Genomic DNA, 21965 nt, shown 5'->3' on the forward strand with positions numbered 1-21965 from the left:
AAGTACAAAAGTATTGAAAAAACATGTATAACCTACTAAGTAAATGATTTTGATTATTGCTTTTTTTGGAAGTTTAAGAAACACTTGACAACTTCAAACCACAAATATTTCGCCATCCTGTATTAGTACAATATTGTATCAAATATCCCCAGTAAATTTATCCACCTGCTCTCTGTTTACCAGGGCTTTGATAATCAACCTATGGGTAGCACAACATCAATCCATTTTTTCTAGCTGGAGAAGCCTTCCCGTCATTTTCCTTATCCAATACTGTTAACAAAATTAACAAAAACCTCCTTATGCTTTTTCAAATCTAGGTCAGGCGAAACCGATACTCGCGCTATATAATCCTTATCTTCTTCTTTGGTCGTTCCTTGTGTGGAAGTAGCTGGAATAGTCCAATAACAGCCTTTCAATTGACCATAACTCACACAGTACTTGCTTTCCTCCGGAATCTCCGTGATCATCATGTTAATCAGCTTTAAATTTAAAGCTCTCTTATAATTTTCTCTTTCTTCTGGAGTATTTCCTTTAGTAGGAAGATCTAATGAAAAAACGGAAGGGGTAAAATCTGCTTGCGCTAATTCCTCAGACACAAAATTGATCTTAGCAGTGGGTAAAGTTTCCCTAATAAAGCTTACAAATTCACGGGTGTTTTTATAAGCATCTGCAATTCTTTGATTCATAGATGGCAATTGCTCAGCTAATATTGCCGTTTGTAGAGGTGTCGCTTCATTGTCACAAAGAATTAGATGCTTTTCAATTTTATCCATTAGTGAGGCCGCTTTTCTGTTAGCTGAAACATATCCTGCAGTACATTTACCGCCACTTGGGAATTTCGATCCACTTACATAAGAAATCGTCTGAACTTCTGATAGAATTCCCTCTTCACTCAAAAATTGAATATTAGGGCAAAAGGTCTGGTCTAAAATAAATACAGGATCAATGGCTTTTTCTCCATTTGCTGTTTTTCTCTCTTTGCTTAAAGCTTTTCTCAAAGCTTCCATTACAGGAACTTCCACTCTAGGATTTGTTGGAATCTCTGCAATAATATAGGGTACAGCATTGTCCTTAGCTACGGCTTCCAAAACTTGTTCCGTACTATTCACCATATCACTATCGCCATCAACCGCTAAGTCCAAAATTTCCGCATTTTCCAAACAAGCCGCAACTCTTCTTGCCTGATCATTTGTGCCGCCATAGCAGTTAGGGGGTACAATAATTTTGATAGCCTTTCCTTCATGCTTTTCCATTGCATCTTCAATAAGACCCATCATGATGGCATATTGAACCGATAAACCACATGACCCCAACAGGGCTGTGGTATCCGTGGCTGTTATTTCCTTTATGGTTTTAAGAACCTTTGCTTTGTCAGCATCAAATTTTGAATTTGGATCGCCAGTAGCAGAAATTCCAGTCAGTTTTTGTAATAAAGTGTAGCAGTCTGGAGGCGTCATAGCAATAGTTTCCCTTCTTCTCACGTGCTGAATAGCAGAAATATAGCTTTCGTTTTCTTTACCATTTACAAGTAAAACACTTCCAAGATTAGCTTGAGTACTAACGAAAAAATCAATATTCTGCTGAAGCGAGATTTTATTTAAGTCATCCTCTTGAGAAACGAAAATAGTACTGCCGTCAAAAGCAGGTACTTCTTCAATGCTACTAACCTTATTCAGTTCAAAACTATATCCGTAAACAAGCTTGATAATTTCCTCATCAAAAGCTTCCGGTAATTCTTCAGTATAAACAACCTGGGTGCTTTTCTTGTCAAATAGATTCTTCCTTAGCACTGCCAAAACTGGGATCGTTTTGGAAGAAAAGGCGATGACGCTATCAGGATTCAACCGATTTTGTTTGGCAATCGTCCACTCCAAGACAGTCGATAAAGGATGACCTAACCGAATATAATCATAGGCAGTTGGCAATTCGCTAAGAGCTGTTTTCTCGGCTATTTTAGCTTCAAACAAACTTTCAAATTTTTCCAAAAATTCTGTTTTGGCCAATTCTTCTTTATAAATATCCAAGCGGTGAGTTGTAAGATTCAACCAATCAGTAGGTGCATTTTCGACCACCTTTTTTGTATAATTGAGTGTTTTATTGTCTTCCATAATAGGTTAATACGATAGATGTAAAAGTGTTTGTGCAAAGCTAATTAAATTTTAAATCTGGCCTTAATGATTTTACTTCAATATGAATAGTATCAATTTTTAAACAAAAAAAGCACGCAAATCAATGCGTGCTTAGAGTTCAAAATTGCAATAATTCATGAGACACTTTATTGCATGATTTTAAACGGCTTACTTTTGGGAGAATAGAAATCCAATTTTAAAAAGCTTGGCCAGCAAAAATATAAAGAATCCATAAAGCGTAGTATAGGAAGATACTTTTAGTCCCCCGGCCAATAAGGCTTGGGAAACTTCTCCTACTTGCTCAATTGCTTGAAAAGCACCGACCAAGCCTACTAATTGGCCCAAAATGCCGAAAACTAGAGCAAAAAGCGCTATGTCCTGCGAAATCTTCAGCCATTTTTCTGACAAGACATTGTCAGATCGATGCTTCAAAACCAGTGCTGATGTTACAACCACAGCAACTAGAAGGCAAAATAATATGCCCATAAATAGAATTCCTCCTTCAACATGAATTTCAATAATTTTCATAATTTTTGTTTTTAAGTGATATGCAATCCTATCAACATTTTTGCACTTTATTATTTATAGTCGATGGTTGTCGGGTTTGTAAAGATAGAAAACACAATTTTAGATTTAGAAGGTGAATTTTGTGTTCTGCCTACCTAAAGAAGTTATCGGTCGATAAAAAATGCATCTTAACTGAAGTTGTTTAATTTTACTTTTTCCAGATGCAGCACTACCTATATCATATCGCTTTTTGGCTACTTTCATTTTTGCTTTGTGCATTTTTGATTAGTTATGACAACAATTGGAATGAAGCACTGCTTTTAAGTTTGATTTATTTGCCCGTAACCATTGCTTGCGCTTACCTGATATCCAATTACTTGATTCCTAAGTATCTGTTGAAGGATAAAAAATTGAGATTTGTTCTTTATGTAGTTTACCTCATTATTTCAGCGATATTTTTGACACTCCTCATTAATACGGTGGTTTTTATTGTGATTGCAGATTATCAATTTGAATTAATGCCTCCCGGCACTCGTGATATAGCCATCCTAAATACCGTATTATTCTTGATTGTATTTCTTTTCGTAGCCATCACCAGCATAGATAAATGGAGAACCACGGAAAATGAAAAAAATGAGGCCATAAAAAATATGGCACAGGCAGAACTGCGCTTTCTGAAAAGCCAGCTCAATCCACATTTTTTATTTAATACAATGAATAATCTTTACGCTTTATCACTTAAGAAATCAGATAAAGCACCTGAATTAATTTTGCGATTGAGTGCTTTGTTAGAGTATATTCTAGAGAATAGCAAAAAAGACTTGATCCTATTATCTGATGAAATAAGCACTTTAGAAGACTATATTCATGTGGAAAGTTTCCGCTTTGGGGATCGTTTGGAAATTGAAAAAAATTTGGAAGTTCCAGAGGATGCTTTTATTAAAATTCCGCCCTTGATTCTGATTACCTTAATGGAGAATTGCTTTAAACATGGAGGGATAAATAATACCGGAAAATTGAAAATCAAGTATTCGATCAAAAGCACAGACCGTAATCTGCTTCTATCATTTTCCAATAACTTTTTACACAACGAAAGTAATCCAAAAGCAATAGGCCTAAAAAATATTGAAAGTCAACTTTCTTATATTTACAAAGAAGAATACAAAATGGAGAAGTCCATTAGTGAGGGTAATTTTAAAATCGAAATCCAAATCCCTGTTAAATGAAAACTTGGAAATGCATTATAGCCGATGACGAACCTTTGGCACGCGAACTTATCAGCGATTATGTGGCCAAAGTTCCCTTTCTGGATTTGAAAGACACTTTCACCAATGCCTGGGAGGTTCGTGATTTCTTGCAGAAAAATCCAGTTGATTTGCTATTAATTGATATCGAAATGCCCGGATTAGATGGGCTGACTTTCATTAAAAGCAATCCCATCCAGCCAAAAGTTATTTTCATTACAGCACATCGAAAATATGCTGTTGAAGCATTTGAGGTAAAAGCACTAGATTATCTATTAAAGCCGATTTCATTTGAACGCTTTTTGAAGGCTGTCAACGGATTAGAATCTAGTAATTCAGAAGTGAATCAACAATCTCACCATATTTTCATTTCAATTGACAGGCAACAGCAGAAATTACTGTTGGACAAAGTGCTTTTTATTGAATCAAGAGGCGACTACTTAAAGTTCGTATTGGAAAATGAAAAACCATTGATGAGCAAAATGACTTTGAAATCACTTCAAGAACAAATCCCTGAAAGCTTTATCCAAATTCACCGATCCTTTATCATCAATCAAGATAAAATAACCGCTTTTCAAAAAGAAAAAGTCAAAGTTGGAGAAGAATGGTTGAACATCTCTAGATCTTTTAAAAATCAGGTTGATTTTGGGGATTAGACAGTGGAACGGACAATTTGCTACTGTCTCTACCACTGCTAGTTTTTTTATATTTACAATATTATAAATGTCATGAAGCCATATCGATTCATTGTACCATATTTGTGATCGCATAACTAATGCTTAGTCCTCATCTAGTGAGTTTTTTTATTTTTTTGAGTTCACATTTTTGATCAACTGCTTCATGTGCTGAATTGAGTAAGCTAAAACATCAACATCTTCATCAACATATACATCTGGTGCAATGCCATATGGATCTATTGGGTTTTCATTCACGTCCTTTGCTCGAAAGGAAGAAGGGTACGTCAGTGTAAAACAACCAATATCCGTTGAAAGGCCATTGAATCCATCGACTACTCCTGCAGTATTTTGACCATAAACCACTACTTTATCACTTTGATTCGCTCTGTAAACAAAGGTTTCTCCTGAACTGCCAGCTTCTGTACTCAAGAGTATAACCTTCATAGGGCTTGTATAAATGGTGTCAGGCTCATATTCATAGAAATAATTAGGGTCTTCAAAAAATGCAGTGCCTTTAAGCGACATCACATAATCGTAGAGCTCCCGCTCTTCTGCTGTGTACTCATCGATCGATTTGCCTTTCAAGTCGCTTGATTCAAAGAATTTTTTAATATTCCCATCACTCATCCATAAGCCTGTATTAGGAATTTGAATAGGACCGCTCAAAATGTACGGTAGCAGGGGGTAGTATGTAACATCATTTCCTCCTCCATTTTCTCGAATATCCACAATGATAAATTCTGAAGCTAAAAGTTTTTCATGATTAGCTTTCATTATACTGTCGACATGGAGTTCATCTACAGAATAGAAATCAGGAAATCTCAAATAAGGAATGCCATCAATTTCCGTAAAGTGAAATTGACCAAATTTTTCAACAATTTCAGATTCGGAAACTTCGCTACTGGTTTTCGGCCATATTTTAGTCCATTCATTGAGGTTTTCGAAGCTCAGTTTACTTTCACTAAGTTGATAAGCTTTGACGGTTTTGGGGGTATGATCACCCATCATGAAAGTAGACTTGTAATTGCTTCCGAAATCGCTGGTAAGTTCGAATTTTACATCGCCTTGATTCCAATCTTCATTACTGCTATTAATTACAAGCCCAACAAAATCTCTGGTCTGATTTTTATTTTTGGGATTGGGAATAATAGCTACTTCGTATCCTTTATACTGCCATATTCCCAAAAGCGGATTTTGCTTATATTCATTGCGTTTATAACTGCTTTTGAATTCCTTCTCTGAAATCGGGATTTTTTCGATATCGAGATCTATTGATGTGGAAATCTTCAGGTAAGTATGCCCATCTCTAAAAAAATCAAGCCATTGTACTAAGATGGTTTTACAGTCTTGCAAATTATCCGTTTGCATTGCTTTTGTGCGCATAATATCGGTATGTGCCGTGTATAAGTCGCGATTTTCATCGGTGACTTTATAAATAAAAAGAGAATAATCTTTCTCATAGACGTCCACCGTCTTTTTGAAAGAATCTTCACAATTACAATCTTGAGCCTGTAAAGTCAGATAAGGTACCATTATTAGACATAATAAGCTGAGGGTGATTTTAAGAAATAGGTTCATTGTAAGGTTTAATATGTTGAATAATTATTGGTTTACTTATTAGTGATAAACACTACCATTCGATTTAAATGATATTAAACAAAAAGGAACGTTTTTTTAGCTACCAAAATCTACCCAGGTTTTGGTGACTGTTGAATTAACTTTTCAATATATATATAAATAGTTTATAAATTATTGCTAACTAGGCAATATTTCAAATTAGGGAAAGACGGAACTATTAGGTTATGGGTAATCTATTTAAACCTTCTGCTGCTTAGTGAATATTGAACGTCTATTTTCTATTATTCTTCAATTTTGTTAAAATTCCATAAAAAATAGGAAAAGGAAAGATGTTGTCAATAGTAAAATGGGTAACAATTAACATAGTGCTCATCCCTTTATGGGCTAGACGCTTAAAAAAGACCTGTAATCCTTCCTTCTTCATCCACATCAATTTGCTCTGAGGCCGGATGGGCTGGCAAGCCTGGCATCCGCATAATATTTCCCGTAATCGGAATAATAAATCCTGCTCCAGCAGCGATTTCTATTTCTCTTACCGTCAAGACAAAATCTTTTGGCCTCCCTAAAAGTTTAGGGTCATCAGAGAGGGACTTTTCGGTTTTAGCAATGCAAATAGGTAAACTCGTTAGCCCCAAATTCTCGATTCGCTTTAAATCTGCTTTAGCTTTACTTGCATATTCCACTCTATCAGCTCCATAAATTTCTTTTGCAATTTTAGCTACTTTTTCCTCTACTGGGCTATTCCAATTGTACAAAGGTTTGAAATCTGAAATTTCGGCATCTACAGAATCAATAACAATTTGTGCCAAATCCAATGCCCCTTTTCCTCCACTTGCCCAAACGTCTGCCACTTCTGCCTGAATATTATTACTTCTAGCATATTCTAGAACCGCCTCTATTTCTTCCTCGCTATCTGTGCTAAATTTATTAATGGCGATAATTGGCGTTATCCCATACTTTTTCACATTCTCAATGTGTTTCTCCAAGTTGGGAAAGCCGTTTTTCAGAACTACTTCATTGGGTTCTTTGAGTGTTTTTAGATCTGCTCCGCCATGGTATTTCAGCGCACGAATTGTAGTGGTCAAAACCACGGCTTTAGGTTTTAAATTTGCACTTTGGCATTTAATATCTAGAAATTTTTCGCCCCCTAAATCAAAGCCAAAACCGGCTTCCGTTACCGTATAATCTGATAATGACATGCCCATTTTTGTGGCAATGACCGTATTGGTGCCCTGAGCGATATTAGCGAAAGGTCCGCCATGAATAATCGCTGGGTTTCCATCAATTGTCTGTACGAGATTAGGTTTAATTGCATCTTTAAGCAAAGCAGTCATAGCTCCCTCTGCCTTCAAGTCTCTAGCATAAATCGCCTTTTTATCGAAAGTATATCCAACAAAAATATTTCCAAGCCTCTTCTTTAAATCAATCAAATCAGAAGAAAGGCAAAGAATGGCCATAATTTCTGATGCTGCCGTGATATCAAATCCCGTTTCTCTTGGAATTCCATTGGTTGTGCCACCCAATCCTACCACAATATTTCTTAATGCCCGATCATTTAAATCCATAACTCGCTTCCAAGCTATGGTTCTTGGGTCGAGTCCTAGTGAATTACTCTTACTTTGAACATTGTTATCAATAATGGCAGAAAGTAAATTATTAGCTTTTTCGATAGCGGAGAAATCGCCTGTAAAATGGAGATTGATATCCTCCATCGGCAAAACCTGAGATCTTCCCCCTCCTGTAGCCCCTCCTTTCATTCCGAAAACAGGACCAAGAGAAGGTTCTCGAAGCACCACAGTCGTCTTTTTACCCAACTGGTTAAGTGCCTCAGAAAGACCAATGGACATAGTAGTTTTTCCTTCGCCTCCGGGCGTTGGAGAAATAGCAGATACTAAAATAAGATGGCTTTTTTCAGCTTTACTATCATTAATCACATCCAGCGGTAATTTGGCTTTGTACTTTCCATACATTTCAAGCTCATCTGGAATTAAACCTAATTTTTCTGCAATTTGCTGGATGGGTTGTAATTGGCTTTTATTCGCGATTTCTAAGTCTGTCATCGGGCTTCTTTTTATGCTGCTAATCTACTACGTCAATCCAACAAATATAATGATGGATATCATATAACTTAATGATTAAAACCCATTTTCATTTAGAATCCTACTATACCAGCTGTAAGAAATTTTCCCCTTCTCGTAATACTCTTTTACCTCTACTATACTTCCCTTTTCGCCATAATCGACACTTTGTAGTAACTGCCCTTGGTCATTATAGAAAGTCCATTTGCCCACTCTCACTCTCCAGTCTTTATACACTCCTTCGGATGCTAATTCACCATTCTCGTGATACTTTTTAATGGGTCCCATTACTTTATTTTGCTCATATATTCCTATTTCTTTGTAATTACCATTTTCATAATAATTAATCCACGTTCCGTGACCAACACCATCAACATATTCCTGATAGGAGTCGTAGTTTCCATTTTCAAATTTTGAGAACAATATGCCAGTGAAAGGTTCTTTAGCTCCTTTAGCATAATATCTATAAATTCCATCTGAACTGTTTGCAGTGACATTAGCCATTGAAATGAGCTGTCGGCTTTCAGCCTCTGCCATAGATAACATATCTTGTGCTTGTATACGGTAAGTTAATGCAACAAGAGAAATTGTGATAAGTAGTTTCATGTTTTTTTACAGGTAACCTTCTATCTTTCAATATGTTTGACTTCCAAGAAAATAAAGACAAGGAAAAAACAAAGGTGCAACTATTTTATATTTATGTGGGTCTATATAAATAGCCATTTAAAATATCAGAAATTATGAAAATAGTTTTCCCGTGGATAATAATTGTTGCATTAGTTTTTTCATGTACTGAAGATGAGACAAAGGCACCATTCAATAAACAAGAATTTTACTCCAATCATGAAGCTGCAAATTGGACCAAAGCATCAGCAATAGAGCATTTACAAGGACGCTGGAATTTAATTTATACTTACTGCTGTGGCTTTGGAGACAGCAATAAATGGTCTGCGGTAGAAGACAATTATTTTGATCTGCGATTTGAAGGGGATAGTGTGAAAGTTTTTACGAATAAGAATTTGGAACGAACGTTGCACTGGCAATTTGAGGAAAGGGATGGAGATGCTTTGTACCTAGAAACGGAGGAGCCAATTTCAAACACATTTGGCACCTTATATTTTTCTGAAAATTATATGCTTTTTAACGGCTCCCCTTCAGATGGCTCAGATAACTACTTTCAAAAAGTAGAATAAAAAAACATAAAAATTTCCCCAACCATTTCTTCACAAACAGGTTGGGTATTCCTATGAGGAATACGAAAACCATCGCGATCACAGGAGCCACATCAGGAATTGGCTTGGCCACCTCCGAAGAATTATTGAAAAAAGGTAACCGCTTAATTTTTTTGGTTCGCAATACCGAAAAAGCAGAAGATGTAATTGCCGATTGGGATAACAAAGAAAATATTATCATCATTAAATGTGATTTGGCCGACCTTAAATCTGTAAGGAAAGCAGGAGAAGAACTTTTACAAAAAACTGATAAATTGGATGTGCTAATTAATAATGCGGGCGGAACATTCCATGAGCGTTTAGAAAGCAAAGATGGTTTTGAGCTGCATTTAGCCGTAAACCATTTAGGGCATTTCCTACTTACTAAAATATTGATGCCTTTACTAGAGAAAAGCAAAACCAAGGTAATTAATGTGAGCTCTGAAGCTCACAGAGCAGGAAAGCCTGATTGGTCTGATTTGAACTTAAAGAAGAAATATTCCACCATACTGGGATATGGAAATGCTAAATTATACAATGTGCTCTTTACAAAATCATTAGTAGACAAAGGCTTAACCTCTTACGCTTTACATCCGGGAGTAATTGATTCTGGTTTTGGTGAACAATTGCCGGGCTTCTTCAAATTGATGTGGAAATTAGGAACACCATTTATGAAAAGCACGAGGGAAGGTGCCTCCACATCCATCTATTTAGCAAGTAGTAACTTGTCCCAAGATAAAAATGGCTCTTACTTCAAGGATAAAAAAGTAAAGAAAGCTTCTTCTCTAGCAAACAGTCAAGCTGCAAGAGAGCGTCTTTGGGGTGAAAGCGAAAAGATGGTAGAGGGCTATTATTAGTATCTATCTTAAAAAAAGAAGAAGCGCTGAAAATTAGCGAGCTAAATAGAGGCAATAAAGATATTTAAGAATTCTCCGAAGGAAATAATACCTTTAAGGATAAAATTGATTCAAGATATTATATGAAGCCTTCTTCCAGAATACTTCCTATCATCGTTTTCTCTCAGTTCTGCTGCACTTCCTTATGGTTTGCAGGAAATGCGGTAATGCCTGATTTATTAAGCAGTTTTAGCTTAGAACCAACGGCTTTAGGGAGTTTGACTTCAGCTGTTCAATTTGGTTTCATAATAGGAACATTAGTTTTTGCAGTGCTCTCTATTGCAGATCGTTTCTCTCCCTCTAAAGTATTTTTTGTTTGTGCCTTAATCGGGTCACTCTTTAATTTAGGAGGCGTGTGGGATGGAAATACATTAATCAGTTTGATAAGCACTCGCTTTGGAACAGGCTTTTTCTTGGCCGGAATTTATCCTGTAGGTATGAAGATAGCTTCTGATTATTTCGAAAAGGGATTAGGTAAGTCTTTAGGATTTTTGGTAGGAGCTTTAGTGTTGGGCACTGCTTTTCCACATCTATTAAAAGAATTTACACAAAATATTCAATGGGAAATAGTGATCTACATTACCTCCGCCTTGGCAACGCTGGGAGGAATCTTGTTGCTATTACTTGTTCCTGATGGTCCTTTTCAAAAAAGAAGTCAAAAGCCAGATTTTTCGGCTTTCTTTCAAGTATTTAAGAAAAAGGATTTTCGAGCATCTGCTTTTGGCTACTTTGGCCATATGTGGGAATTGTATGCCTTTTGGGCTTTTGTCCCTTTGGCTTTATCGATCTACCAAGACCAACAAGAACTATCAACCTTTAATATCCCACTGTTGTCATTTATAATCATTGGAGCCGGAAGTTTATCATGTATTTCAGGAGGGTATATTTCTGAATTTATTGGGGTTAGAAAGACGGCTTCCATATCATTATTTCTTTCTGGTATGTGCTGCCTTTTATCTCCTTTGCTGATCCTTTATAGTAGCCCCGCAGTATTCATCACATTCTTAATTTTATGGGGCATGGTTGTAATCGCGGACTCCCCTCTTTTTTCAACACTAGTAGCACAAAATACTCCAGCAGAAATAAAAGGAACTGCATTAACCATAGTGAACTCCATTGGCTTTGCTATAACGATAGTGAGTATTCAAGTTTTGAATTATCTAAGAATTGAACTTGCTCCAAGTCTGTTGTTTTTGATTTTAGCACTTGGTCCCTTATTAGGGCTTTTCGGTTTGTATAAAAACGGTTCGGCTAAAGTTATAATTTAAGATTATTTTCTAATACAAAAGAAAAGGTTTTGACAGAAAGCATGATTAAGTTGGATTATAAATTATTCTGCTGTATTCTTATGGTCAAATTACATCCGCTCAATATTAAAATAAATGGAAGCCAATTCGAATAAAGATAATAGTTCAAACAAAACTGAACGAAGAAAACACAAAAAGCCCTATTACAAAAAAAGATACAATCCAAAACCATCCAAAAAGAAGTTCTGGAATGCCGATAAAATAGTGAGTCTGTCAGCAATGGCGATTGCACTCTTTACTTTAGTAGTTTTACTTTATCAAAGTCATATATTGGATAAACAATATGAACTTACGGTCAAACAACAAAAAGCAGCAGTACTTCCATATCTTCAATTTATTGACGAGTCAGGTGACGATGTTTTTTCGATCAATATTAAAAACAAAGGTCTTGGACCAGCTTTTATAAAAGGATTATATATAAAAGAAAAAGATTCGACTTTCCTACATTTTAACCTGAAAATGTTTTACGATAATAAAAATACTGACACAGTATATTCGTGGAATTCTGCCTCGATTGTGGAAGGAATTGTATTGAGTCCTGGAGAAAAAATGGAGCTTTTCTCAGCAAGAGGTGGTAGCTCAGGATTAGGCCCTATTAAAGAGTTTTTCTATAATTATTTTAGCATGAACAATAATATGTTTTTTATTGAATATGAATCTGTATTCGGGGATGCCTGGATATCAACTACTTTTCTCCAAAATATGACTAAAGAAGAATATGGAGATTTTGAAGTGTATTACGATTTAGTGGAATAGAAATATGTATTTTCATCAACTCTTGCAGTTTTTAAGAGTATACAAATAAAACAACTCTTAAGTAGAATATGGACATAAATTTAGCAGTATTAATCGATGGAGATAATATTCCGTCCGCCAATGTAAAGGAAATGATGGAGGAAATTGCTAAATACGGCAATCCAACCATCAAAAGAATTTATGGCGATTGGACAAAGCCTAATTTGAGTAAATGGAAAAACTTATTGCTGGAAAATGCCATCACGCCCATTCAGCAATACGGTTATACTACTGGTAAAAATGCTACAGATTCTGCCATGATCATCGATGCCATGGACATTTTATATTCTGAAAAAGTTGATGGTTTTTGTTTGGTTTCTAGCGACAGCGATTTCACTCGCTTAGCCACACGACTGCGTGAAGCAGGAATGAAAGTTTACGGCATTGGTGAAAAGAAAACACCTAATCCTTTTATTGTGGCCTGCGATAAGTTTATTTATATAGAAATACTTAACAATCAAGCTGAAGAAAGGGAAAATGCTGAATCTAAGTCTAAAGTTTCAGTTGATAAAGTTACCCCAAAAGATATCAAATTGATTACCAGTACTATTTCTGATTTGGCAGATGAAGATGGATGGGCTTTCTTAGGAGATGTAGGGAATTTGTTACAGAAAAAGCAACCCAATTTCGATTCCAGAAACTATGGTTTTGCAAAACTGACCCCTTTATTAAAATCACTCAGGCAATTTGAAATTGAAGAGAGAATTGGGACAAAAAACCATTTGAAATTGGTTTATGTGAGATTAAAGAAAAATAAATAGATTTACTTAATCTCCTCCAATTTCTTTTTATAAGTCTCCACCATGGATTTTACTTTTTCTAGCTCAATATAGAGGGAATCGATTGAAGTTTTTAAGTTTTGGAGATTTTCTGAATACTGGGTTGAGTCAGTCCTCAGCTCGGTAAGCTTTTCCTCATAAGAATTAATTTTTTCATTGGTTTTTTCAAAGCCCTTCTGATTATTTCGTTCGTCTTTTTTAAGGCTTTCAAATTCCTTACTCAAATAAGTGGCTGCTTGCTCTGATTCATCAATTTTCTTCTGGGCCAAATCGGTCCTCATTTTAATATTAAAATTATAAATGAACTCTTCTAATGCGTTTTGCAGTTCAGGATAAACATCTTTTGGAATCCCCTGTGGGTCTATTCCCGCCCAAATAGTACTTTGTTCATTATTACCTTTTACCTGACTATAAATTAAGACCTCTTCGGAATAAATATCCGTTCTGAAAGTGGTTTGATAGGTTTTATGGGCTTGAGTTTCCTCGCTTTTCCCAAATTCCTTTGCATATACTTTCCAGCTTTCCTCTGTTTTTTCCTTTGAAAATGGTAGTATAATTTCAAACCCTTTAACATCAACTCCAAGCAGATAATGCTGGGATTCTACAGTTTGAAACTGAGCTGAGGAAAAGTTTAAATTGAATAATAAAAAAGCGGATAGTAGTATAAATCGTAACATATTGAGTCATTTCTATAAAATTACAAACGCAAATATAGACATTATGGTATAGTTATGTATGGTATTCAATTTACAATAATCAAGCCTAAAATATTTAGATTAATGTGCAAGTCCAACATATTTTACTGGCATGAGTTAAACAGATAAGAATTTAAGAATATGAAAAATATACTAATTACAGGTGGCTCAGGACTAGTAGGAACAGAACTTTCAGCTATTTTGAAAGAAAATGGCTATGAAGTAGCACATCTGACTAGAAATAAAAAAAGTGACTACCCTTATAAGCAGTTTCTATGGAATATAAAAAATCAGGAAATAGAAAAGGAAGCTATCCGATTCGCTGATGTGATTATCCATCTTGCTGGTGCGGGAGTAGCAGATAAAAAATGGACAGAAACTCGGAAAAAAATAATTGTTGAAAGTAGAACTGAGTCTACCTCCTTATTGTACGATACCATTAAAAAGATGCCGAATGACGCTCCTAAACATATTATTAGTGCTAGTGCGATTGGTTATTACGGTATGGACACTGGAGATAAATTAGTTGATGAAGAATCAAAAGCTGGCAACGACTTTTTAGCTGATGTCACACAGAAATGGGAAGCATCAGTCGATCAATTTGAATCCTTGAAAATCCCAACGGCAAAAATCAGAATCGGAATAGTTTTGACTAAAAAAGGAGGTGCTTTACCTCAATTGGCTCAGCCCATTAAATTAATGGCAGGAGCACCATTGGGTTCAGGAAAGCAATGGATGAGTTGGATTCACATAGATGATTTAACTCGTTTGTTTTTACATTTGCTTGAAAATAAATTTACTGGAGTTTACAATGGAGTGGGAACTAATCCTGCAACAAATAAAGAGGTTACAAAAGCAGTGGCCAAGGTTTTGAATAAACCCTTGATTTTGCCGAATGTTCCTGCTTTTGCCATGAAACTATTATTAGGTGAAATGGCTCAAATGGTCTTAGGTGGAAATAAAGTTAGTGCAAAAAAAACTTTAAATTCTGGATTTGAATTTAAGTATGAAAAGTTGGAAGAAGCTTTAGTGGATATATATAAACCTGCCCCATAGCTCTGAGCGGGGATAGTTATCACTGATGTAATTCATCAGTACAAAATACAAGTGGATGAATCAGTGTGAATGCTATTGTTCTTCTGCAATCAATTTTCCATTAGAAGGTCAGGACTCTACAAAAAAATCCAAAAACTCAGCACCAATATTCCCCAAAGGATGCCTAAAAAGTGCCAAGCTTTGGTAATAAGTTTATATTTTAAATGCCAAAACGGATTGGTTTCAGCGATTAAATATTTAACCGGGTCTTTCGAAATGTTTTGTGTTTGAAAAATCAGAAAGCCCAAATAAGTATGTGCGGCCAGAAAATGAAGGGCATGTAAACCTGTTAAAACGTATAGAAAAGAAGCTGAAACTTGTGATGAAAATAAAACTTCTGATTCTCTTAAGGCTTTCCAACCCAGAATTTGACATAAAGCAAATCCTAAGCCTAAAAAGAAGGTGAATCGCAAGGCAGTTAATAATGATGAAATCTCTTCTGCTTTAAACAGATTGTGAATAGGATGAATCATAAAACTAGAAGCACCGATCAAAACGGTACTTAAGGCAAAAACTGCAGGAATTTCAATATCCTTTTGACCTTCGTTTCCAAGACTCATAAAAAATGAAAAAAGCAGAAATAAAAAGATTAAAGAGCTACCCAATAAGCTCAAAATAAAAATCATTTTATACGGGTGCATTCTCTCCACCCTTTCAAAAAATGATAACTCCTCGTCTTTCGTTTTTTTATCCATATTCTAAAGCCCTAAAGCTCAATTTATGCAATTCTTAATCCATTTTCTGCAGTTTCATCAACTCCGAGCAGACTAATTCTCGACTCATCCACCGCACCTAAAACCAAACATTCACTCATGAAGTTCGCAATTTGTTTAGGAGGAAAATTAACAACTGCTACTACTTTTCTGCCTTCTAAATCATCCAAATTATAAAGCTCCGTAATTTGAGCAGAGCTCTTTTTTAGCCCATAATCCCCGAAATCAATCTCTAATATAAAAGCTGGTCTCTTTGCCTCAGGAAAATTTTTCGCCTTTACAATAGTACCCACACGCATTTCAACTTTAGAAAAATCTTCCCAACTGATTTCTTTAGTCTCTTCATTCATAACTCTTTATAATCCGTTTAGTTATTTTTTCATTAAATCTTTGCGCGAAACTTGAACTATGCCCCATTCCCATTAGTTTGTTTTACCTTTGCAGGGTGTTTACGAATTTAGAACGAAAAAGTGAGCACAAAATTTAAATTGTATCTGTTTTGAAAATTAAAGACTTTCTAAAATTATATAAGGACGATGCCATCATGCAAACGATGGTAGCTTCTCTTAAGCCCAATGAAGATCAAACTATCCAGTTTAGAGGTTTAGTGGGTAGTTTGGATGCTATAGCCGTTGCGGTTTCCCATCTATTAAATCATCAGAACCAGCTTATTATTTTGCATGATAAGGAGGAAGCGGCTTATTTTCAAAATGACTTGCAAAACCTATTAGATTTTAAAGAACCACTACTTTTTCCCACGTCCTATAAAAGACCTTATCAGTTTGATGACATAGAAAATGCGAATGTGCTGATGAGGGCTGAAATTTTAAACCGGATCAATAACAAATCGTCCACAGGAGAAATTATTGTGACCTATCCTGAGGCACTTTCTGAAAAAGTAATCAATAAAAAATCCTTAAAGTCAAATACCTTCACCGCTAAAGTAGGTGAAAGTCTGGATGTGGAATTCATAGCAGAACTATTACAGACTTACGATTTTGAACCTACGGATTTTGTATACGAACCCGGGCAATACGCCATTCGTGGGGGAATAATAGATATATTTTCCTATGCCAGTGATGAACCTTACAGGATAGAATTGTTTGGAAATGAAATTGATAGCATTCGAACATTTGACGTTGCTTCCCAACTTTCTACAGACACAGTAAAGCAAATCAGCATTATCCCCAATGTGCAAACAAAGCTATTGGAAGAAAGCAGAGAATCTTTACTGGAATACATTCCTAAAAATACAAAAATTTGGTTCAAGGATTTTAAGCAAACGCAAGATGTGCTAGCGCAATATTACGATAAAGCTTCCAAGTCTTTCAAAGAAATATTGGAAAGCACACAGCAAACGAAAGTCGTTTTAGAACCTCATATGTTGTTTGAAACGCCTGACAGTTTCAAAACAGGGCTGGAAAAATATCTGAAAGTAGAATTTGGCAATCGTTTTTATTTGAAGGCAAATCAGGAATTTGAGTATCAAGCGAAACCACAACCTTCATTCAATAAAAATTTTGATTTCATAGCAGACAATCTTTCAAGCAATCAAGAAGCAGGATTAATCAATATTATTTCTTCGGAATCTTTAACTCAAACCGAGCGACTGAAAAATATCTTTGAAGAAATAGATCCCTTCATCAAGTTTCAGTCTTTGCCCCACACTTTAAGGGCAGGATTTATTGATGAACAATTAAAACTAGCCTGCTATACGGATCATCAGATTTTCGAGCGTTTCCACCGATATAAAACCAAAGACAAGCAAAGCAAATCCAAAGCCATCACCATTCGGGAGTTGAAAAACCTTCAGCCGGGAGATTTTGTAACGCATATTGATTATGGTGTGGGGCGTTTTGCCGGGATGGATAAGGTGGACAATAATGGTAAGAAGCAGGAAGTCATCCGTTTAATATATCGTGATAATGATTTGCTTTATGTCAGCATTCATGCCCTCCACAAAATTTCAAAATACAGTGGAAAAGAAGGGAGCACCCCGAGCATAAGCAAATTAGGTTCACCTGAATGGGAAAATAAAAAGAAGAAAGCTAAGAGACAAGTAAAGGATATTGCCAAGGATTTAATTGAGCTATATGCGAAAAGAAAATCTGCCCCAGGTTTTGGATGTGATCGAGATAGTTTCTTACAGGCAGAATTAGAATCCTCTTTCATTTATGAAGATACTCCAGACCAGGCCAAATCTACTGCGGACGTAAAGGCTGATATGGAATTAGAGCACCCAATGGATCGACTAGTTTGTGGTGATGTGGGATTTGGTAAGACTGAAGTAGCCATCCGAGCAGCTTTTAAAGCAGTGGATAATAATAAACAAGTGGCGGTTTTGGTACCCACTACGATTTTAGCCATGCAACATTTCAGAACTTTTTCTGAGCGGTTAGAAAAAATGCCGGTTACGGTGGAATACATCAATCGATTCAAGTCCACCAAGCAAATTAAAGAGATTCTCAAAAGAACAGAAGAAGGAAAAGTTGATATCTTAATAGGAACACATAGAATTGTAAATAAAGATGTGAAGTTTAAAGACTTAGGATTATTAGTTATCGATGAGGAGCAAAAATTTGGTGTCTCTGTAAAGGATAAACTAAAGGAATTCCGTGTCAACGTAGATGTTTTGACACTTACCGCCACGCCTATACCAAGGACATTGCACTTTAGTTTAATGGGAGCAAGAGATTTAAGTGTAATCCAAACCCCACCACCCAATCGCCAACCCGTCACTACGGAGCTACATACTTTCAATGAAGAAGTTTTGCGAGATGCCATTGCATTTGAACTGCAAAGAGGTGGACAAGTGTTTTTTGTACATAACCGAATTGGTGATATAGAACAAGTTGGGAATATCATTCTCAAATTAGTGCCTGATGCTAGAATTGGAGTTGCTCACGGACAAATGGACGGGGCAAAGTTGGAAAAAGCCATGATGCGTTTCATCGAAGGAGAGTTTGATGTACTGGTTTCCACAAATATCATCGAATCCGGTTTGGATATACCTAATGCCAATACCATTATCATTAATCATGCGCATATGTTTGGCATGTCCGATTTGCACCAAATGCGCGGACGTGTTGGGCGCTCCAACAAAAAAGCTTTTTGCTATTTGTTGACGCCTCCAACCATAGGGTTAAGTTCAGATTCACGAAAGAGATTGACCACTTTAGAAGAATTTTCCGATTTGGGCGATGGCTTCAAAGTCGCCATGCGTGATTTGGATATTCGTGGAGCCGGGAATATGTTGGGAGCAGAACAAAGCGGTTTTATCACCGATTTAGGTTTTGATATGTACCACAAAATTTTGGATGATGCCGTGGCAGAATTGAAAGAGAGTCATTTTGCTGATTTATTTAAGGACGAGCTAGCTAAAAAAGCCAAAATCATTGCACAGGATTGCACCATTGAAACTGACTTGGAAATCCTGATTCCGGAGGATTATGTGGGCAATATCACGGAAAGATTAAGCCTATATTCACAACTGGACAATATCAAAAACGAAGAAGAGCTGGGTGTTTTTGAAAAATCCTTGCAAGACCGTTTTGGACCAATACCTGAGCCTGTTTACGATTTGATAGAAACTGTACGCATCCGCTGGAAAGCTGAAAGCCTTGGTTTTGAGAAATTGTTAATTAAGAATGGCAGCTTAAAAGCTTATTTCGTTCCGGCTGATAATGAAAAATATTTTAAATCAGATGTTTTCGGTAGGATTCTAACTTTCGTGCAAATGCATTCTAAAAAATGTAAGATGAAAGACTATAAAGGTAGACCAATACTTAAAATTGAGAATATAGAAAATATAGAACAGGCCAAATCGATAATATTTGATATGGCTGGGGAAGAAGTGGAAACGGCTTAGTGAGTTTTTCAACAATTGCTATCTTTACATCGTAAAGAATGAGTAAATACATTTTTCTAAAGGAAATACTTTCAACATGAACAATAAAGTAATCTTAATGATATTGGATGGCTGGGGCATAGCCACCAACAAAGAAGTTTCTGCAATAGACAAAGCTAACACCCCTTTCGTGGATAGCCTCTATGGAAAATATAAAAACAGTAAACTTGATGCCTCTGGTCTGGCAGTGGGCTTGCCCGAAGGACAGATGGGAAATTCAGAAGTAGGACATATGAATATTGGTGCCGGCCGAATCGTCTATCAAGATTTAGTGAAAATCAATAAAGCAATAGAAGAAAAGTCTATTAAAGAAAATCCCGTTTGGTCAGAAGCGATGAGCTATGCCAAGCAAAATAATAAAAAAGTACATTTCATTGGTTTAGTTTCTGATGGTGGGGTTCATTCTCACATAGGGCACTTGAAAGGCTTAATGACTTTAGCACATGAAGAAGGCGTAAAAGATTTATTTGTACATGCTTTTTCTGATGGGCGAGATACTGACCCCAATGGAGGCAAAGCTTATCTGGAAGATGTAGAGAAGCATGCAAAAGAAACTGGTGCAAAGATAGCCTCTGTTACAGGCCGTTACTATGCTATGGATCGTGACAATAGATGGGAAAGAGTAAAATTAGCTTATGATGCGATGGTTCATGGCGAAGGAAAGCAAACTGAGTCCATTTCAAATGCAATACAAGCTTCCTATGACGAAGACGTAACGGATGAGTTCATCAAACCTATTATCAATACAGAAAACGGAGAGCCAATTGCAAAAATTCAAGAGGGGGATGTAGTCATCTCTTTTAATTTCAGAACTGATAGAGGTAGAGAGATAACCCAAGCTTTAACTCAAAAAGCATTCCATGAGCAAAACATGCATCCTTTAGATCTGCATTATATTACCATGACCAAATATGATGATACATTTAAAGGGGTAAAAGTGCTTTTTGAAAAGGATAATTTGACCAACACTTTAGGTGAGGTGCTGGAAAAAAATGGTAAAAAGCAGATTAGAATTGCCGAAACCGAAAAGTATCCACACGTTACCTTTTTCTTTTCTGGTGGTCGAGAGACTGAATTTGATGGTGAAAAACGCTTAATGTGTCCATCTCCGAAAGTGGCTACTTATGATTTGCAACCCGAAATGAGCGCCTACGATATTCGAGACAAAATTATTCCCGAATTGAAAAAAGGAGAGACTGATTTTGTTTGCTTGAATTTTGCAAATCCTGATATGGTGGGACATACCGGAGTATTTGAAGCAGCAGTTAAGGCTTGTGAAACAGTGGATAGTTGTGCAAAAGCAGTGACAGAAGTGGCTAAAGAAAATGGATATGCTACGATCATCATAGCAGATCACGGAAATTCAGATTATATGGTCAACGATGACGGAAGCCCAAACACGGCTCATACCACTAATCTTGTGCCTTGCATTTTAGTTGATGATGAATTTAACGGCTCCATGAAAGATGGTAAATTAGGAGATTTAGCGCCTACCATTTTAAAAATTATGGGGGTTAACATTCCAAAAGAAATGACAGGGGATATCCTGATTAGTTAATAATTTCAGAAGGGGTTTGATATAACAAATCCCTTTCAATTTTCATTTATAAAATATGAGAAAGCTCAACAGTATTCTTTTTTCAGTAATAGTAGTGTCCTTCTTTGCTTGCGAAACAGCCGTCAGGGAAAAGCCCATCAATGAGTACTATGATGTAGAGAACCTAATTGACAAGCAGTCCCAATTACTGACTGAACTACAACCAAAAGTTGAAAAGTCCATAGAGGTAGATGGAAAACATGAGACTGACACTATGAAATTCGATTCACTAGGTTGGAAAAATGAGTTGGAAGTCTTCAAATTAGCGGACATTAATAAGCCTACCTTATTTGATGCCTATGAAGCCACTGAAGAACAAACAAGCGATGGGAAAATCTGGCGATATACCACTGAAAAACCTTCTTTAGGAATAGAGTACTTGTATGTGTATTTCGATAATGATAGCTCCGTAAAAAAACTGGAAGCTCGCTATCATGAAAATAATGCGCTTTATGTTTCCGAAAGAAATTTTGAAATCAACTTCAAAAAATCTGAAGATTATAGTGTTTTAGACTCTTACAAAATTTATGGTCGACAAAAAATGGCCATGAAAGATGAGGTGAGGTTTTCTATTGAGAGTGAGGTGGTGGATTAACTATGCCAATTAAGTAAATAATTTATATTTTTAAATAACCGACACAACAAGGTTTTTCATACAACCACCCCGTCCTACGGACACCCCTCCTTTTCCTAAGGAGGGGAACTGCTTCGAGCAAATTGTTGCATTTTATTCCTTTCCCTGAATCCTTAATTTAGT

General features: G+C 36.2%; 19 protein-coding genes. 11 read left to right on the forward strand and 8 right to left on the reverse strand.

Features of this window, described 5'->3' with window-relative positions; translation table 11 throughout:
• Positions 1 to 260 precede the first annotated feature (260 nt).
• On the reverse strand, positions 261 to 2108 hold the full coding sequence (locus AAC601_RS06915) for a cystathionine beta-synthase (protein WP_340152856.1): 1848 nt from the start codon (positions 2106 to 2108) through the stop codon (positions 261 to 263).
• 189 nt (positions 2109 to 2297) lie between these two features.
• Positions 2298 to 2657 carry a MotA/TolQ/ExbB proton channel family protein gene (locus tag AAC601_RS06920; protein WP_303271242.1) on the reverse strand — a complete coding sequence of 120 codons (360 nt, stop codon included), beginning with the start codon at positions 2655 to 2657 and terminating at the stop codon, positions 2298 to 2300.
• 200 nt (positions 2658 to 2857) lie between these two features.
• Here AAC601_RS06920 and AAC601_RS06925 point away from each other — a divergent pair, with 200 nt between their 5' ends.
• The gene (locus tag AAC601_RS06925; protein WP_340152857.1) at positions 2858 to 3862 is read left to right on the forward strand and encodes a histidine kinase; all 1005 of its coding nucleotides are present in this window, start codon (positions 2858 to 2860) and stop codon (positions 3860 to 3862) included.
• The gene (locus AAC601_RS06930; protein WP_303271244.1) at positions 3859 to 4536 is read left to right on the forward strand and encodes a LytTR family DNA-binding domain-containing protein; all 678 of its coding nucleotides are present in this window, start codon (positions 3859 to 3861) and stop codon (positions 4534 to 4536) included. The genes AAC601_RS06925 and AAC601_RS06930 overlap by 4 nt, the downstream gene beginning before the upstream one ends.
• 147 nt (positions 4537 to 4683) lie before the next feature.
• On the opposite strand, the gene AAC601_RS06935 is transcribed toward AAC601_RS06930, so the two are convergent.
• From AAC601_RS06935 to AAC601_RS06945, 3 genes are all read right to left on the reverse strand, one after another.
• A complete protein-coding gene (locus AAC601_RS06935; RefSeq protein WP_340152858.1) occupies positions 4684 to 6090 on the reverse strand; it encodes a S41 family peptidase in 1407 nt (468 codons plus the stop codon).
• Between the two features lie 437 nt (positions 6091 to 6527).
• Complete coding sequence (locus AAC601_RS06940) at positions 6528 to 8195, reverse strand: formate--tetrahydrofolate ligase (RefSeq protein WP_340152859.1); 1668 nt, start codon at positions 8193 to 8195, stop codon at positions 6528 to 6530.
• Between the two features lie 75 nt (positions 8196 to 8270).
• Positions 8271 to 8819 (reverse strand): hypothetical protein, encoded by a 549-nt coding sequence (locus tag AAC601_RS06945; protein ID WP_340152860.1) that lies wholly within the window; start codon positions 8817 to 8819, stop codon positions 8271 to 8273.
• Between the two features lie 134 nt (positions 8820 to 8953).
• Between AAC601_RS06945 and AAC601_RS06950 the strand changes: the two genes are divergently transcribed.
• The 5 genes from AAC601_RS06950 (at position 8954) to AAC601_RS06970 (ending at position 13183) form a co-directional block, all read left to right on the forward strand.
• Entirely contained in the window at positions 8954 to 9406 is a 453-nt protein-coding gene (locus AAC601_RS06950; RefSeq protein WP_340152861.1) for a hypothetical protein, read from the forward strand.
• Between the two features lie 53 nt (positions 9407 to 9459).
• Entirely contained in the window at positions 9460 to 10281 is an 822-nt protein-coding gene (locus tag AAC601_RS06955; protein WP_340152862.1) for an SDR family oxidoreductase, read from the forward strand.
• A 122-nt stretch (positions 10282 to 10403) separates the two neighbouring features.
• Positions 10404 to 11588, forward strand: coding sequence for an MFS transporter (locus AAC601_RS06960; protein WP_340152863.1), 1185 nt, complete (start codon positions 10404 to 10406; stop codon positions 11586 to 11588).
• Between the two features lie 114 nt (positions 11589 to 11702).
• Entirely contained in the window at positions 11703 to 12383 is a 681-nt protein-coding gene (locus AAC601_RS06965) for a hypothetical protein (RefSeq protein WP_340152864.1), read from the forward strand.
• A gap of 68 nt (positions 12384 to 12451) precedes the next feature.
• On the forward strand, positions 12452 to 13183 hold the full coding sequence (locus AAC601_RS06970) for an NYN domain-containing protein (protein ID WP_303271252.1): 732 nt from the start codon (positions 12452 to 12454) through the stop codon (positions 13181 to 13183).
• Between the two features lie 2 nt (positions 13184 to 13185).
• Here AAC601_RS06970 and AAC601_RS06975 read toward each other — a convergent pair whose 3' ends face one another.
• Positions 13186 to 13878, reverse strand: coding sequence for a hypothetical protein (locus AAC601_RS06975; RefSeq protein WP_303271253.1), 693 nt, complete (start codon positions 13876 to 13878; stop codon positions 13186 to 13188).
• A gap of 159 nt (positions 13879 to 14037) precedes the next feature.
• Between AAC601_RS06975 and AAC601_RS06980 the strand changes: the two genes are divergently transcribed.
• Positions 14038 to 14952: a TIGR01777 family oxidoreductase gene (locus AAC601_RS06980; protein ID WP_340152865.1), complete on the forward strand. Its 915-nt coding sequence runs from the start codon at positions 14038 to 14040 to the stop codon at positions 14950 to 14952.
• A 116-nt stretch (positions 14953 to 15068) separates the two neighbouring features.
• On the opposite strand, the gene AAC601_RS06985 is transcribed toward AAC601_RS06980, so the two are convergent.
• Both AAC601_RS06985 and AAC601_RS06990 read right to left on the reverse strand, forming a co-directional pair.
• Entirely contained in the window at positions 15069 to 15686 is a 618-nt protein-coding gene (locus AAC601_RS06985; protein WP_303271255.1) for a cytochrome C oxidase subunit III, read from the reverse strand.
• Between the two features lie 23 nt (positions 15687 to 15709).
• A complete protein-coding gene (locus tag AAC601_RS06990; RefSeq protein ID WP_303271256.1) occupies positions 15710 to 16054 on the reverse strand; it encodes a tRNA-binding protein in 345 nt (114 codons plus the stop codon).
• Positions 16055 to 16203: 149 nt separating this feature from the next.
• Between AAC601_RS06990 and mfd the strand changes: the two genes are divergently transcribed.
• The 3 genes from mfd (at position 16204) to AAC601_RS07005 (ending at position 21803) form a co-directional block, all read left to right on the forward strand.
• Positions 16204 to 19572, forward strand: a complete 3369-nt coding sequence (gene mfd, locus AAC601_RS06995; protein ID WP_340152866.1) for a transcription-repair coupling factor — start codon at positions 16204 to 16206, stop codon at positions 19570 to 19572.
• Positions 19573 to 19648: 76 nt separating this feature from the next.
• Positions 19649 to 21169: a 2,3-bisphosphoglycerate-independent phosphoglycerate mutase gene (gene gpmI / locus AAC601_RS07000; RefSeq protein WP_340152867.1), complete on the forward strand. Its 1521-nt coding sequence runs from the start codon at positions 19649 to 19651 to the stop codon at positions 21167 to 21169.
• Between the two features lie 55 nt (positions 21170 to 21224).
• Positions 21225 to 21803, forward strand: coding sequence for a hypothetical protein (locus AAC601_RS07005; RefSeq protein ID WP_303271259.1), 579 nt, complete (start codon positions 21225 to 21227; stop codon positions 21801 to 21803).
• Positions 21804 to 21965 lie beyond the last annotated feature (162 nt).

This window comes from uncultured Marivirga sp., assembly GCF_963974845.1.
Lineage (GTDB): Bacteria > Bacteroidota > Bacteroidia > Cytophagales > Cyclobacteriaceae > Marivirga > Marivirga harenae.

Bases quoted from the DNA above. Each gene is read 5' to 3' on its own strand.
- AAC601_RS06915 (WP_340152856.1), bottom strand. From the start codon at position 2,108: ATGGAAGACAATAAAACACTCAATTATACAAAAAAGGTGGTCGAAAAT.
- AAC601_RS06920 (WP_303271242.1), bottom strand. From the start codon at position 2,657: ATGAAAATTATTGAAATTCATGTTGAAGGAGGAATTCTATTTATGGGC.
- AAC601_RS06925 (WP_340152857.1), top strand. From the start codon at position 2,858: ATGCAGCACTACCTATATCATATCGCTTTTTGGCTACTTTCATTTTTG.
- AAC601_RS06930 (WP_303271244.1), top strand. From the start codon at position 3,859: ATGAAAACTTGGAAATGCATTATAGCCGATGACGAACCTTTGGCACGC.
- AAC601_RS06935 (WP_340152858.1), bottom strand. From the start codon at position 6,090: ATGGTACCTTATCTGACTTTACAGGCTCAAGATTGTAATTGTGAAGAT.
- AAC601_RS06940 (WP_340152859.1), bottom strand. From the start codon at position 8,195: ATGACAGACTTAGAAATCGCGAATAAAAGCCAATTACAACCCATCCAG.
- AAC601_RS06945 (WP_340152860.1), bottom strand. From the start codon at position 8,819: ATGAAACTACTTATCACAATTTCTCTTGTTGCATTAACTTACCGTATA.
- AAC601_RS06950 (WP_340152861.1), top strand. From the start codon at position 8,954: ATGAAAATAGTTTTCCCGTGGATAATAATTGTTGCATTAGTTTTTTCA.
- AAC601_RS06955 (WP_340152862.1), top strand. From the start codon at position 9,460: ATGAGGAATACGAAAACCATCGCGATCACAGGAGCCACATCAGGAATT.
- AAC601_RS06960 (WP_340152863.1), top strand. From the start codon at position 10,404: ATGAAGCCTTCTTCCAGAATACTTCCTATCATCGTTTTCTCTCAGTTC.
- AAC601_RS06965 (WP_340152864.1), top strand. From the start codon at position 11,703: ATGGAAGCCAATTCGAATAAAGATAATAGTTCAAACAAAACTGAACGA.
- AAC601_RS06970 (WP_303271252.1), top strand. From the start codon at position 12,452: ATGGACATAAATTTAGCAGTATTAATCGATGGAGATAATATTCCGTCC.
- AAC601_RS06975 (WP_303271253.1), bottom strand. From the start codon at position 13,878: ATGTTACGATTTATACTACTATCCGCTTTTTTATTATTCAATTTAAAC.
- AAC601_RS06980 (WP_340152865.1), top strand. From the start codon at position 14,038: ATGAAAAATATACTAATTACAGGTGGCTCAGGACTAGTAGGAACAGAA.
- AAC601_RS06985 (WP_303271255.1), bottom strand. From the start codon at position 15,686: ATGGATAAAAAAACGAAAGACGAGGAGTTATCATTTTTTGAAAGGGTG.
- AAC601_RS06990 (WP_303271256.1), bottom strand. From the start codon at position 16,054: ATGAATGAAGAGACTAAAGAAATCAGTTGGGAAGATTTTTCTAAAGTT.
- gpmI (WP_340152867.1), top strand. From the start codon at position 19,649: ATGAACAATAAAGTAATCTTAATGATATTGGATGGCTGGGGCATAGCC.
- AAC601_RS07005 (WP_303271259.1), top strand. From the start codon at position 21,225: ATGAGAAAGCTCAACAGTATTCTTTTTTCAGTAATAGTAGTGTCCTTC.